General features: G+C 66.5%; 11 protein-coding genes, 3 tRNA genes and 1 other RNA gene. 2 read left to right on the top strand and 13 right to left on the bottom strand.

Features of this window, described 5'->3' with window-relative positions; translation table 11 throughout:
* Positions 1-107: 107 nt before the first annotated feature.
* The 7 genes from LRK53_RS08820 to LRK53_RS08790 all read right to left on the bottom strand — a co-directional run bounded on the left by LRK53_RS08820 (position 108) and on the right by LRK53_RS08790 (position 4241).
* The gene (locus tag LRK53_RS08820; protein ID WP_027492155.1) at positions 108-431 is read right to left on the bottom strand and encodes a YbaB/EbfC family nucleoid-associated protein; all 324 of its coding nucleotides are present in this window, start codon (positions 429-431) and stop codon (positions 108-110) included.
* Entirely contained in the window at positions 431-2110 is a 1680-nt protein-coding gene (dnaX, locus tag LRK53_RS08815) for a DNA polymerase III subunit gamma/tau (protein ID WP_027492154.1), read from the bottom strand. Before dnaX ends, LRK53_RS08820 begins: the two co-directional genes overlap by 1 nt.
* A gap of 82 nt (positions 2111-2192) precedes the next feature.
* An RNA gene (ffs, locus tag LRK53_RS08810) (signal recognition particle sRNA small type) lies at positions 2193-2289 on the bottom strand.
* 82 nt (positions 2290-2371) lie between these two features.
* Positions 2372-2464: transfer RNA gene (locus LRK53_RS08805), tRNA-Ser, on the bottom strand.
* An 83-nt stretch (positions 2465-2547) separates the two neighbouring features.
* Positions 2548-2659, bottom strand: a tRNA-Ser gene (locus LRK53_RS08800).
* A gap of 95 nt (positions 2660-2754) precedes the next feature.
* Entirely contained in the window at positions 2755-3513 is a 759-nt protein-coding gene (locus tag LRK53_RS08795) for an MBL fold metallo-hydrolase (RefSeq protein ID WP_027492153.1), read from the bottom strand.
* Positions 3510-4241: a 3-deoxy-D-manno-octulosonic acid kinase gene (locus LRK53_RS08790; protein WP_027492152.1), complete on the bottom strand. Its 732-nt coding sequence runs from the start codon at positions 4239-4241 to the stop codon at positions 3510-3512. Before LRK53_RS08790 ends, LRK53_RS08795 begins: the two co-directional genes overlap by 4 nt.
* Before the next feature lie 34 nt (positions 4242-4275).
* Here LRK53_RS08790 and LRK53_RS08785 point away from each other — a divergent pair, with 34 nt between their 5' ends.
* Complete coding sequence (locus LRK53_RS08785; RefSeq protein ID WP_027492151.1) at positions 4276-5319, top strand: glycosyltransferase family 9 protein; 1044 nt, start codon at positions 4276-4278, stop codon at positions 5317-5319.
* A gap of 105 nt (positions 5320-5424) precedes the next feature.
* Here the strand turns inward: LRK53_RS08785 and LRK53_RS08780 are convergent, their stop codons facing one another.
* The 4 genes from LRK53_RS08780 to hisS all read right to left on the bottom strand — a co-directional run bounded on the left by LRK53_RS08780 (position 5425) and on the right by hisS (position 9658).
* Positions 5425-5823: a DUF6165 family protein gene (locus LRK53_RS08780; RefSeq protein WP_027492150.1), complete on the bottom strand. Its 399-nt coding sequence runs from the start codon at positions 5821-5823 to the stop codon at positions 5425-5427.
* 28 nt (positions 5824-5851) lie between these two features.
* Positions 5852-7741, bottom strand: coding sequence for an HAL/PAL/TAL family ammonia-lyase (locus LRK53_RS08775; RefSeq protein WP_235642638.1), 1890 nt, complete (start codon positions 7739-7741; stop codon positions 5852-5854).
* A 134-nt stretch (positions 7742-7875) separates the two neighbouring features.
* On the bottom strand, positions 7876-8169 hold the full coding sequence (locus tag LRK53_RS08770) for a GIY-YIG nuclease family protein (RefSeq protein WP_027492149.1): 294 nt from the start codon (positions 8167-8169) through the stop codon (positions 7876-7878).
* Positions 8170-8284: 115 nt separating this feature from the next.
* Positions 8285-9658, bottom strand: a complete 1374-nt coding sequence (gene hisS / locus LRK53_RS08765) for a histidine--tRNA ligase (protein ID WP_027492148.1) — start codon at positions 9656-9658, stop codon at positions 8285-8287.
* 165 nt (positions 9659-9823) lie between these two features.
* On the opposite strand from hisS, the gene LRK53_RS08760 reads away from it, so the two are divergent.
* Positions 9824-9900: transfer RNA gene (locus LRK53_RS08760), tRNA-Pro, on the top strand.
* A gap of 203 nt (positions 9901-10103) precedes the next feature.
* Here LRK53_RS08760 and lhpI read toward each other — a convergent pair.
* Positions 10104-11078: a bifunctional Delta(1)-pyrroline-2-carboxylate/Delta(1)-piperideine-2-carboxylate reductase gene (gene lhpI, locus LRK53_RS08755; RefSeq protein ID WP_027492147.1), complete on the bottom strand. Its 975-nt coding sequence runs from the start codon at positions 11076-11078 to the stop codon at positions 10104-10106.
* Positions 11079-11124: 46 nt separating this feature from the next.
* Positions 11125-12426 carry a purine-cytosine permease family protein gene (locus LRK53_RS08750; RefSeq protein ID WP_081666579.1) on the bottom strand — a complete coding sequence of 434 codons (1302 nt, stop codon included), beginning with the start codon at positions 12424-12426 and terminating at the stop codon, positions 11125-11127.
* Between the last annotated feature and the right edge of the window lie 159 nt (positions 12427-12585).

Raw genomic sequence — 12585 nt, 5'->3', positions numbered from 1 at the left:
GAACGTCCGGGATTCGGAATTCGGGATTCAGGATTCGAAAAATCAAATGCATGTGCCGCCTCGTACCGCTTCTACCAATCCCGAATCCCGAATCTCGAATCCCGGCCTCAAAACGGCATCTTGAAACCGGCCGGCAGGTTCATCCCGGCGGTGACGCCGCCGAGCTTGTCCTTGCTGGCCTGGGCGACCTTGTTCACCGCGTCGTTGATCGCGGCGGCAACCAGATCCTCGGCCATCTCCGGGTCGTCCGCGAACGCCTGCCGGTCGATCTGTACGCGGCGCACTTCGTGCGCACCGGTCATCACCACGCTGACCAGCCCACCGCCGGCGCTGCCGGTGACTTCGAGTTTCGCGATTTCTTCCTGCGCGCGCTTCATGTCTTCCTGCATGCGCTGCGCCTGCTGCATCAGCTGGCCGATCTGTCCTCTCATCACCTGGCTCCGAATTCGTTGTCATAGGGTTTGATGGATTGCGGCACCACGCGCGCGCCGAACTCGCGCTTCAGCGACTGCACCAGCGGATCGCCCTCGATCGCCTGCTCGGCGGCGGCCTGGGCGCTGTCGCGTGCCTGCGCGGCGCGAGCGGCCGGAGTCTGCGCACCCGTTGCCTGGTTCTGGCTGACAAAGCGCAGCTTGATGCGCTCGCCAAGCGCGTTGCCGATGCGCTCCTCCATCTGGCTGACCATCGGCTCGACCGCCATGCTCATGTGCGCCGGTCGCAAGGCCAGCACCAGGGTCTGGCCATCGCGTTCGCGCAGGATGGCGTTCTGCGCCAGCACGCTGAACGGGCCGCGCAGGCCGGCACGCTCGATCAGGGACTCCCAATCCGGCAAACCATCGGCGTCACGCGCTACCGGAGCAGCCACGGCTGGCGCGGGAGTTGGCGCAGGCGTCCGCGGCATCGGCGCTTCCGCCGCACGCGTCGGTATGGGTGGCGTCCGTGCCGGCGCGGCCGAAGCTGGCCGTGGCGCGGCGGGCTGACCGCTCGCTGCCGCCCGCTCGGCGCGTGCGACCGGTGCGCCATCGCCGGGGCGGAACGCCAGCATGCGCAACATCGCCATCTCGAAACCGGTGCGCGCATCCGGCGCCAGTGCCAGGTCGCGCCGGCCCGAGGTGGCGATCTGGTAATACAACTGCACGTCTTCCGGCGTCATGCGTTCGGCCAGCGCCATCAGCACGCCGTCGTCGTCGCTGTCGTCCTCCGGCCGGTAACCGGGGATCAGCTGGATCAGCTGCAGTCGGTGCAGCACGCTGGCGATGTCGTCCAGCACGCCACCGAAATCCGGCGAGTACGAGGCGATCCGCGTGCATTCGGCCAGCAGCCGCTCGCCGTCGCCAGCGGCCAGCGCATCGAGCACGCCGATCACCTGCCCGCGCGCCACGCTGCCGAGCATGTTGCGCACGTCCTCGGCATGCAGCGCGCCGCCGCCGTAGGCGATCGCCTGGTCCAGCAGCGACAGGCCGTCGCGCAGCGAACCGTCCGCGGCGCGGGCCAGCTCGCCGATCGCGCCATCTTCGTAACTGATGTTCTCGGCGCCCAGGATGTGCCGCATCTGGCCGGAGATCTGCTCCGGCAGCAGCCGCTTCAGGTTGAACTTCAGGCAGCGCGACAGCACCGTCACCGGCAGCTTCTGCGGGTCGGTGGTGGCGAGCAGGAATTTCACGTGCGGCGGCGGCTCCTCCAGCGTCTTCAGCAACGCGTTGAACGCGTTCTTCGACAGCATGTGCACCTCGTCGACCAGGTACACCTTGAAGCGGCCGCGCGACGGCGCGTACTGCGCGTTCTCGATCACCTCGCGTACGTCGTCCACGCCGGTGTTGCTGGCCGCGTCGATCTCCAGCAGGTCGACGAAGCGCCCCTCGTCCACCGCCGTGCACACCGCGCACTCGCCGCAGGGATCGGCCGACTGACCGCGCTCGCAGTTCAGCGACTTGGCGAAGATGCGCGCGATGGTGGTCTTGCCCACGCCGCGGGTGCCGGTGAACAGGTAGGCATGGTGCATGCGCCCGGTGTCCAGCGCATTGGTCAGCGCGCGCACCACGTGTTCCTGCCCCACCAGTTCGGCGAACTTGCGCGGGCGCCACTTGCGGGCGAGTACCTGATAGGACATGCCTGACTACCTTGGGGCGAAGGTCAATTGTGCCAAGTCGCGGCAGGTAAGTCAGTAAAGCATGTCTTCAAAATGGCGGCGGCCCCGCCAGCCACACCCCGGCACCCGAATCATTCGCTACCGTTGCTTCCTTCCGGACCTGGCGGAGTTTACGAACTATCGTCGCGGGGGGACCGACGGGGCCACCATGGACGTCAAACGATTACGCTTGCTGCTCTTGCTCTTGCGCCAGCTTCACGCTGTCGCACCTTGTTCAGAAACTGGCGGAGAGGGCGGGATTCGAACCCGCGATACGGGGTTAAGCCGTATACACACTTTCCAGGCGTGCTCCTTCAACCACTCGGACACCTCTCCGCAACACAAACCTTTCAACACTACCCCGCACCGGGCGGGATTGTTCGGCCATTCCTGGGCCTCACCCCTCGCTGCGCGAGGGGCCAGCCTGACGGCTGTCCAAATTCGTTCCAGACGAATTTGTCGAACCCGCGATACGGGGTTAAGCCGTATACACACTTTCCAGGCGTGCTCCTTCAACCACTCGGACACCTCTCCGCAGGGAACGCTCTTTGCCGTCGATCCAGCGCTGCAAAGAGTCAGTAAGAATAGCGGTAGGACCCCATCCAGGCAAGCAAGCCCGCGCCGATTCAGCCGGCGTCGCCCCTGGGTTCCATCGGGGCGGGCAAGGCAATGCGTTCACCGGGACTGGCGACGCGATAGCCGAATGCAGCCAGCGCGGTGCCGTCGGCTGCGCTGCCGTAGTGGTAGAGCAGCAGCCGGGTGCGCAATGCTTCGGGATACTCGCGCTCGATGTCGTCGACGCCGGTGTGCGAGGGGTTGCCGACCAAGCCGCAGTCGTGGGCGATGATTTCGCCGGCACCGGCACGGCTGGCCAGCACTTCGGGGATCGGTCGGGTGTCGCCGGTGTAGACGAAGCTGCCGTCCAGCGCCAAGCCGTACGAAGTGCCCGGCACGTGGTGGCGGGTGGCGAACACGTCGAACCACAGGCCGTCCAGCCAGAAACCACGGGTGCACGGCACCAGCCGGAACGCCTCCCAGAAGTTGGCGCCGCCCTCAGCCAGCGCGCCGGGATAGTCGCCCACGCGCGCCTGCAGCCACGGGACCAGCGTAGCGTGGGCGAATACCCGGGTGGTGCCGCGCAGGTGCGGGTCGAACCACAGGCGGATGAACAACTGCTCCAGCCCGGCCACGTGATCCATGTGGGTATGCGTGATGAACACGGCCGGCGGCAGCGCGTCGTACACCGCCAGGTAACGATCGAGCGTGTCGGGCCCGCAGTCGACCAGCAGCAGCGGCACCCCGGCACGCTCCAGCACCACGGCCGACGACCCCAGCGCCACCGCGTGCGCAGCACCCACGCCCAGAAAATGCAAATGCCAGTTCATGGCTTCAGCGTCCGCCCATAGCGGTACAGCAGCGGTTGCCAGATCGCCTTCTCGAACGTCGCTTCACTGCCGGCGGCCGCGCCGAGCTTGAGCAACGACCGGCGCAGGCGCCGCAGGTTCGCCTCTTGCCAGGCGACCGACGGGATGCGCATGCGGCCGCGGTCGAAATCGATCAGGTGCAACCCATCCGGTGTCACCAGCACGTTGTGCGCGTTCAGGTCGGCATGCCAGACGCCGGCACGATGGAAACGCGCCACCAGCGCGCCAACCTCCTCTGCCAGCTCGCCATCCAGCCGCCCCGCTGCCAGGCATTCGGCCAGCGTCCGCGCGTCGGCGATGCGGCGGGTGATCAGGTCGGCGCTGTAGAACATGCCGTGCCGGCAATATCGGGCGGCCACCACCGCCGGACCGGGCAGTTCCAGCCGCGCGATCTCGGCAAGCAGGCGGAATTCCGCGAACGGGCGCGTGCGGTCAGCCCCGGTCCACAGATACCGATCGCCCATCAGCGCGGCGACCAGGCCGCCACGACGATAATGCCGCAGCACGCATTCGCCCACCAGCGTGGCCACGATCGCCACGCCGCCGCGACCGCCGGGCTGCGTGCGCAGCGCACCACGCCCGCGCCAGTAATCCGGTGCGAACCAGTCGTGCCCGACTTGTGGCGACGCATCGGCGTCGAACAGAATCGCGCCTTCGGCATCGGTGTGGGTTCGTTCCTGCATCATCATGCCCGGTGACTGTCCCGGATTCTAACCCAGCCCCATGACAAGCCCTTCCTCGATCTGCCTGCTGCGCACCTCCGCCATCGGTGACGTCACCCATGTGGTGCCGCTGTTGCGTACCCTGCAGCAGGCCTGGCCGCAAACCGCGCTGACCTGGATCGTCGGCAAGCTGGAACGCAAGCTGGTCGGCGACCTGCCCGGGGTGGAGTTCGTCACCTTCGACAAGGCCGCCGGCTGGGCCGGCATGCGTGCGGTACACGCAGCGGTGCGCGGCCGGCGTTTCGACGCCCTGCTGCAGATGCAGGTGGCGCTGCGCTCGAACCTGCTGAGCCTTGGCATCAAGGCCGACCGGCGCATCGGCTACGACCGCGCCCGTGCGAAGGACCTGCATGGCCTGGTGATCAACGAGCGCATCCCCGCGCGCACTGGCGAGCACGTGCTGGACGCGATCGGCAGCTTCTGCGAGCCGTTGGGGCTGAAGCAGACCCAGGTGCGCTGGGGCATCCCGATCCCCGACGAGGCGCACGCCTGGGCCGCCGCCCAACTGCCCGGCGACACGCCGACCCTGCTGGTCAGCCCCACCTCCAGTCATGCGCTGCGCAACTGGCGGCCGGAGCGCTATGCCGCCGTGATGGATCACGCCGCCGCGCGCGGCTGGCGCGTGGCGCTGGTCGGCGGCCCTTCCGCCTTCGAGCGCGAGATGGCGGACGCCGTGCTGGCGGCATGTAAGTCGGCGCCACTCGACCTCACCGGCAAGGACACGCTGAAAAAACTGCTGGCCCTGCTCGCCCGCGCGCAGCTGCTGCTGAGCCCCGACTCCGGCCCGATGCACATGGCCAACGCGGTCGGCACCCGTGTGCTCGGCCTGCATGCGGCGAGCAACCCCAACCGTTCCGGCCCCTATTCCGACCGCCGCTGGTGCGTGGACAAATACGACGGGGCCGCGCGCAGGTACCTGGGCAAGCCGGCCAGCGAGATTCCCTGGGGCACGAAGATCGAGAAGCCCGGCGTGATGGATCTGATCGCGGTGGCCGCCGTGGTCGAACGCTACGAGGCCGCCGCACACGACATGCGGCTGCTGTAGGAGCCCGCTGGCGGGCGATGCTTTTGGAGCCGGGATTCGGGATTCGGGATTCGGGATTCGCAACGGCAAGAGCATCGCCCGCGAGCGGGCTCCTACCCGCATTCGTCAGACTGCGCGGTAATCCTGGTACGACTTTTCCTCGACCAGCTGCGAGCCGAGCTTCAGGTTGATCTCGCGCTTGAACGCGGCGCGTTCGTCGTTGCGGAAATACACCGAACGCGCCAGCTCGATGAACTCGGCGTCGAATGCCTGCGCCTGCTCCTTCAGGCGGATGCGGTCCTCGATGTCCCACAGCAACTCGTTCACCGCCAGTAGGTGGGCGCGCTCGACGGAGATGTCGGTGTGCGAGGCAGCGTCGTTGGCCCAGGTCGCGTTGAGCAGGTCCAGCTCGTTGCGCACGTTGGCCAGCTTGGACGCGTCGCTGATGCGGCGCGACTTGATCTCCAGGATCGTGATCTTGTCGATCAGCTCGCCGTACGACACCGGGGTCTGGATCAGGCTCATGGTCTTGGCTTCCGTCAAAAAGGATGAGTCATGCTGCCGGGCGAAGCGCGCCCTGCTGCACCAGCGCGCAGACCGTGCGCACGTCGCCGTCCATTGCGCGGTCGCGGTGCATGAAGCCGATGTCCCGGCGCAGGATCGCATGCGCCTCGCGCACGCTGGCACCGGCATGGAAATCGCCGGCGCCGGTCAGCGCCGCGGCGAGCTGCTGCACTTCGGCGACGAACTGCGTGTAGTGTGGCTGGCCTTCGCGCGGCGCGTTGGCGACCTTCGCCGCCAGCGCCTGCCAGCCGCCGCGGGTCGCCAGCCGGCGCGCCGCATTCAGCATCTCCTGGCGGTAGTCCAGCGCCTGCGCGGCGGTATACAGCTCCAGCGCCAGCACGTGGCCGAGGTCTTCCATCATGTCCAGCACGTGGCGCGCCTCGTTGGCGCCCATCGAGACGTGGTCCTCGGCATTCGCGCTGGTCGGCACCGAGTACACACTGGCCGGATGCGCGCGGGTGGCCAGGTCGTTGACCAGCGCCGCGGCGGTGTACTGCACGATCATGAAGCCGGAATCGGTGCCGTCCTCGTTGCCGGTGAGGAAGGCCGGCAGGCCGTCGTTGGTGGCCGGGTCGACCAGCTTGTTGAGCCGGCGCTCGGAAATCGAGGCAAGCACCGGGATGGCCGCCTTCACGTAACTCATCGCCAGCGCCAGCGGCATGCCGTGGAAGTGGCCAGCCGAGATCACCTGCTCCTCGATGAATTCCGCGCCGTCGTTGTCCGGGAAGATCAACGGGTTGTCGGTGACCGAGTTCAGCTCGATGTCGATCACCCGGCATGCCTGCGCCCAGGCGTCGCGCACCGCGCCGTGCACTTGCGGCATGCAGCGCAGGCTGTAGGCATCCTGCGGCTGGTGCTTCTTGCCACCCCTGAACGGCAGGAAGCGGCGATAGAACGCCTCGCGACCGTGGCGCTGGTTGGCCGGCACCCAGTCCCAGCCGATGTCGAAGCTGAGCGTCTGGTCGTCCGGCTCGCTCCACGCCTCGGCACTCCATGGCTTGAAACGCGGCACCAGGTGGTAGGGAATGTCGAGCAGGGTGGAATCGACCAGCAGCCCGCGTACGTGCGCGGCGGTTTCCACCTGGCCGGGGTGCGGGCGCAGCGCGTGGACGTCTGCACGCAGGGCGCCGCTGCGGCCGGCGAAGGCGTCCAGCGTCATCGCCGCGGCGAGGTCGGCGGTATCCAGCAGTTGCTCCAGCGCATCCAGCGCCAGCGCCGCGGTGGCCAGCATCTGCGCGGTACCGTTGTTGAGCGCCAGGCCTTCCTTGAACGACAACCGGATCGGCGCAAGTCCGGCGTGCTTCAGCGCCTCGGCGCCGCTCATCCGCTCGCCTTGGTAGAACGCTTCGCCGCCGCCGAGCAGCACGATCGCCAGGTGCGACAGCGGCGCCAGGTCGCCACTGGCACCCACCGAGCCCTTCTCCGGCACCACCGGCACCACGCCAGCGTTGAGCATCGCGGCCAGCGCTTCGAGCGTACCCACCCGGATGCCGGAGTGCCCGCGCATCAGCGTGTTGATGCGGATCAGCAGCATCGCTCGCACCACATCCTCGGCGAACGGTTTGCCCACGCATACCGCGTGGGTGATGATCAGGTTGTGCTGCAGCTCCTCCATCAGCGTGCCTTCGGCGGGTTGGCTCCCCGGCAGCTCGTCGCGCACGCGGTGCGCGCCCAGCAGCTTGTCGGCATTGCTGCCGAAGCCGGTGGTGACGCCATAGGTCGGCTCGCCGCAGTTGACCTTGTCGGCGAGGAAATCGGCCGCGCGCTGCACGCGCCCCAGCTGCTTCGCGTCCAGCGCCACGCTCGCACCGCCACGGGCCACCGCCACCAGCTGCGCCCGCGTCAGGCTGTTGCCGTCGAGAAGAATGGTTTCGCTCACTTAACGAATGCTCCGCATCTTGTTGCCGTCATTCCCGCGCAAGCGGGAATCCACTTTGACCTTGCAGCGCCGCCAATGGATTCCCGCTTGCGCGGGAATGACGGCATGGGGAGAGTCGGGGGTTTCCCTGCTGATTACTCCAACTCGTGCCAGAGATCCCGCCATTGCGGGTTCCCGCCCTCAATCAACTCCAGCTTCCATGCCCGGTTCCACTTCTTCAGCTGCTTCTCGCGTGCGATGGCCGACGGGAAGTCCAGGTGGAACTCGAACCACACCAGGTGCTTCACGCCGTAGCGCTTTGTAAAGCCTTCAACCACTCCATCGCGGTGTTCCCATGCACGCAGCTTGAGATTTCCAGTCACACCGACATACAGCGTGCCGCGTTCACCGCTGGCCATGATGTAGACGGCCGGCTGTTTCGAAGTCATCCATGTCTCCGTGTTTTTTCAGGCCGTCATTCCCGCGAGGCGCTTTTCAACAGCCGAAAGGCTGGTCAAGCGGGAATGACGGAGGTGGGACGGCTTTGGGGAGTAAAGCCTCGTCTCACCCCATCGCCGCAGCCTGCTCCAGCTCCACCCGCAGCGTCTTGACCAGCTCGCCGCGCGCCACCTCGAACTGGTCCTCGCGGCGCAGGTCCTTCACCGTCACCACACCACGGGCCAGTTCATCCTCGCCCAGCACCACCACGAAGCGGATGCCGGCGCGGTCGGCGTACTTGAACTGCTTGCCCAGCTTGCTGCCTTCGAGCACCACTTCGGTGGCGATGCCGGCGCCGCGCAGCTCGCCGGCCAGCGCCAGGTAGGCGGGCAGCTGCGACTCGTCCATCTGGGTCACCAGCACGTCGACGGTGCTCTTGGCCGTGTCGATCAAGCCGGCATCGCGCAGCTGCCAGTACAGCCGGGTCAGGCCGATCGAGATGCCGACACCGGGCAGGTGCGACTTGGTGTACTGGCCGGCCAGGTTCTCGTAGCGGCCGCCGGAGCAGATCGAGCCGATCTGCGGGTGGTCGTTCAGCGTGGTCTCGTACACGGTGCCGGTGTAGTAGTCGAGGCCGCGCGCGATCGACAGGTTCAGCACGTAATGCGTCTGCGGCACACCGAACGCGTGGATCAGGCCCAGCACTTCCTTTAGTTCGTTGCGGCCCTGCTCCAGCGCTTCCGGGCCGGGGCCCAGCGCATCGAGCTTGTCCAGCGCGTCCTGCAGCGAGGTCGAGCGCACCTGCACGAAGGCGAGGATCTTCTGCGCCACCTCGGTGCTCAGTCCGAACGCCTCGCCGGTCAGCGTGTCGCGCACGTAGTCGGCGCCTCGCTTGTCCAGCTTGTCCACCTCGCGCAGCACCAGCATCTGCTGCTCGCCGTCGACGATTCCCAAGCTCTCGAAATAGCCGCGCATCAGCTTGCGGTTGTTGAGCTGGATGGTGAAGGAGCCGATGTCAAGTTCACGGAACACGCTGTAGATCACCGCCGGGATCTCGGCGTCGTAGCGCACCGACAGCGCGTCCTTGCCGATCACGTCGATGTCGCACTGGTAGAACTCGCGGAAGCGCCCGCGCTGGGCGCGCTCGCCGCGGTACACCTTCTGCATCTGGTAACGGCGGAACGGGAAGTTGAGGTCACGCTCGTGCTCGGCCACGTAGCGCGCCAGCGGCACGGTGAGGTCGAAGCGCAGCGCCAGGTCCGGCTTCTCGCCCTGCTCCAGCGCGCCGGTGGACTGCACGAAGTACACCTGCCGCTCGGTCTCGCCGCCGGTCTTGGTCAGCAGCACGTCGGCGTACTCGATCACCGGCGTCTCCACCGCGAGGAAGCCGAAGCGCTCGTAGTTGCGGCGGATCACGTCGAGCATGCGCTGGAACGCGATCTGGTCGAGCGGCAGCAGCTCGAGCACGCCGGGCATGGTGCGGGCCGGGGTAAGCGCCATGGAATCCTCTACTGACGATGGGAATATTCCGTCCGGCGCAGGGCGCGCGGCGGCAGCCGTCAAGATTAACAGAACGGCGCCGGCCTTCCCCAGCGCGATCGCCGGGCGGATGCGTCGAACCTGTTGCCAAGCCTCCGATCCGCGACTAAGATGCACGGCTTCCCACGGGGTGTAGCTCAGCCTGGTAGAGCGCTACGTTCGGGACGTAGAAGTCGCAGGTTCGAATCCTGTCACCCCGACCAAAATTCAAGCAGTTACAAAGCTTGTGAACAAAAGGCCTGCCCCCAAAAGCAGGCCTTTTTCGTACTCAGCTGTCCCGGAAGTATCCCACCGCCTTTGGCGTTCTCCCTACGTTCCGCCGGGAGTCACGTCCACGCATCTCATAACCGCCCATGTCAGAACCGGCAAGGTGTTGCACGTGGAGTTTGAGACGGTCCTTGTTCCGTCACAACGGCTTCGAAGCTGGTCGTCCAGCCGCCCCCAAGAGGTAGCCGTAGACTAGTTCCGCGGCAGCCAAGTCCTCGAGTGCCGTGCCGACCGCCTTGAACAAGGTAATTTCCTCGTCATTGCGGCGGCCAATGCAGCGGGCGGCGCACATGTCGGCCAGCGTTCCCTGCAAATCGTTCGACGTGAATACACCTTGGGCGATTGCACCTAGCAGGTCGCCCGACTTGACCAGTGCCTCCGCCGTGTCGACGAACACGCGGGCGCGCTTGAAACACATCGCATCGGCCTCCCGCATGGCCGGCGTGAAGCTGCCGATCAAATCCAGGTGCGTACCGTTTGTCAGCCAGCGGCCTTCGATCAGCGCAACATTCGACAGCGTCGCGCAACTCACGATATCCGCTTCGGCGACACACGCGGCAAGGTCGTCGCCTACGCGCGCAGGAATCCCCATCTCACCCAAAGCGGCGGTCAGCTGCTCGGCCCCGGCACGCGTGCGGTTCCAGACCACGACCTCGTCGATCGGACGCACCGCGCACATCGCCTCGGGAATCAGCGTCGCGATGCGGCCGGCACCAACGACGAGCAAACGCCGTGCATCGCGGCGGGCGAGATAGTCCGCCGCAAGCGCGGACGCCGCGGCCGTGCGCCGGGACGTGATTTCATCGCCGTCGAGTTGCGCAAGCGGCTGTCCCGTCGCAGCGTCGTAGAGCAGATAGGTCGAATGCAGACCCGGCAAACCCCGCGCGCCATTGCCGGGAAAAATCATTACCGTCTTCAGCCCGAAGTAGTGGCCGGCACGCCAGGCCGGCATGATCAGCACTGTGCCGCTCGGCACACCGTCATCGCCGCTGGCGATAGCATGCATGTGGCGCTGCGGCACCTCGCATCCAGCGACGAACATCGCGCGCAAGGCACCGATCAGTGCGGGGAAACCGAGATGGTGGCGAGTAGCGGCGGCGTCGAGGATTTGCATTGGGTGCTAGGCGATCTGCTTCGACGGACGCGTACAGTCACACCGCTCAGGGCTTGCCAGCATCCGCGGCAACGCGCGAGGACGCAGCAAACGTCGCGAACCCGTGCAGCACGATGGTCGCCGCCAGCGCGCCGATGATCGAATCGAGCGTAGCGATGCCGGTGATTGAAATTCCCGCGTGCGCGCTCGCCAACCCGAACACGGTACCGACGATCCATGCAGCAATGGCCGACCAGCGGAATGCGGGATCATCGGTGGTACTCTGCACCGGATGCGTCGGCCGGATCGCCTCGCTGCATTGCACGGCGGCGACGGGCGGCAGCGCAATACTGAGCAATTCGAGGAACGGCATGAAGTGGTCCTCGACATGCAACAGCGCGAGTACCGCGCCGAAGATGCCGACGCCGACGACGATGCGGTTCAACGGCCAGCGCGGAAACAGGTTCGCCAGCGACAAACTGCCAGAGTACATGCAGGCCGAAGAATCTATCCAAGCGCCCGTCAGCAGCAAGCCGAGTGCCGGCAGACCAATGCCGAGTGCAGTCAACGCGGCGATGAGATCGGGCTGACCGAGCGCCGTGCTCGGGATCGCCGACATGAACAGCACGAGCGGATAGGCCACCCCGAGCGCCATGAGGCAGGCCAAACCCGCGCCGAGTGGTCGGCGCACGAAGCGGCCGTAGTCGGGCTGGATGGTGATGCCGACGATGTAGGAACCGACGATCGCCGACACCGCGGCGCCGAAGCCGAGCGCGCCGCTGCCCGACCCGCTTACGTTGGCGTCTAGCTTGCCGACCGTCAGCACTGCCGCGATCGCGAGCAGGATGGCGGTAAGCGGCACGATCACCTGGCCGAGCCGCTCCAGTCCGGTGACGCCTTTGAGCACGACGAAGGTAACCAGAGCGCTCAGCGGAATCGAAATCGCCGCCGGCGGCACGGTGACGGCGAAGACGCGCTGCACCGTGGTGCTCATGGTCGCGCCGAGTACGCTGACGATGACGCCGAACCAGCCGATCAGCGACAGCGCGATCGCGAGCTTGACCACCTGCGCGCCCCAATGGCCGAACGTGCGCTGGGCGAGCAGCGGCAACGACATGCGCGTGCGCGCGCCGGCATACGCGCTCAGGCCGCCGAGCACGCCGCTGATGATCGAGCCGACGATGAACGCTGTAAGCGCGCGGCGGAAGCCGAGTCCCGCAGTCACGTTGGAGGAAAGAATGAAGACCGGCAGACCGCAGCAGCTGCCGGCAACGATGAAGAAGACTGTCCGCGCAGGGCCAGTCGCCTCTTCCGGAACGGCACTATGGGCAAATCCCTGAGCCGATTCGTCGCTTGCACTGTTCGTCATTTATCCGAATATAGTTAGCGCAAATGCCCATGCCAAGTGCGCACAGGGGTGGGTCGCAGATAACCCCGTTCCTGTCACCTACCCGATCGAGTGATACATAAAACAAGGCTTCCCTGTTTGCCGCACTCCATGCAAGATGCAGCTTGGCGCAAGATCACC

It is taken from the genome of Rhodanobacter thiooxydans (assembly GCF_021545845.1).
GTDB lineage: Bacteria > Pseudomonadota > Gammaproteobacteria > Xanthomonadales > Rhodanobacteraceae > Rhodanobacter.
Note: the sequence above shows the minus strand (reverse complement) of the source record. Positions and strands in the feature narration are given on the sequence as shown.

Coding starts and splice junctions, on each gene's coding strand:
- LRK53_RS08820 (WP_027492155.1), bottom strand. CDS start 431: ATGAGAGGACAGATCGGCCAGCTGATGCAGCAGGCGCAGCGCATGCAG.
- dnaX (WP_027492154.1), bottom strand. CDS start 2,110: ATGTCCTATCAGGTACTCGCCCGCAAGTGGCGCCCGCGCAAGTTCGCC.
- LRK53_RS08795 (WP_027492153.1), bottom strand. CDS start 3,513: ATGAACTGGCATTTGCATTTTCTGGGCGTGGGTGCTGCGCACGCGGTG.
- LRK53_RS08790 (WP_027492152.1), bottom strand. CDS start 4,241: ATGATGATGCAGGAACGAACCCACACCGATGCCGAAGGCGCGATTCTG.
- LRK53_RS08785 (WP_027492151.1), top strand. CDS start 4,276: ATGACAAGCCCTTCCTCGATCTGCCTGCTGCGCACCTCCGCCATCGGT.
- LRK53_RS08780 (WP_027492150.1), bottom strand. CDS start 5,823: ATGAGCCTGATCCAGACCCCGGTGTCGTACGGCGAGCTGATCGACAAG.
- LRK53_RS08770 (WP_027492149.1), bottom strand. CDS start 8,169: ATGACTTCGAAACAGCCGGCCGTCTACATCATGGCCAGCGGTGAACGC.
- hisS (WP_027492148.1), bottom strand. CDS start 9,658: ATGGCGCTTACCCCGGCCCGCACCATGCCCGGCGTGCTCGAGCTGCTG.
- lhpI (WP_027492147.1), bottom strand. CDS start 11,078: ATGCAAATCCTCGACGCCGCCGCTACTCGCCACCATCTCGGTTTCCCC.
- LRK53_RS08750 (WP_081666579.1), bottom strand. CDS start 12,426: ATGACGAACAGTGCAAGCGACGAATCGGCTCAGGGATTTGCCCATAGT.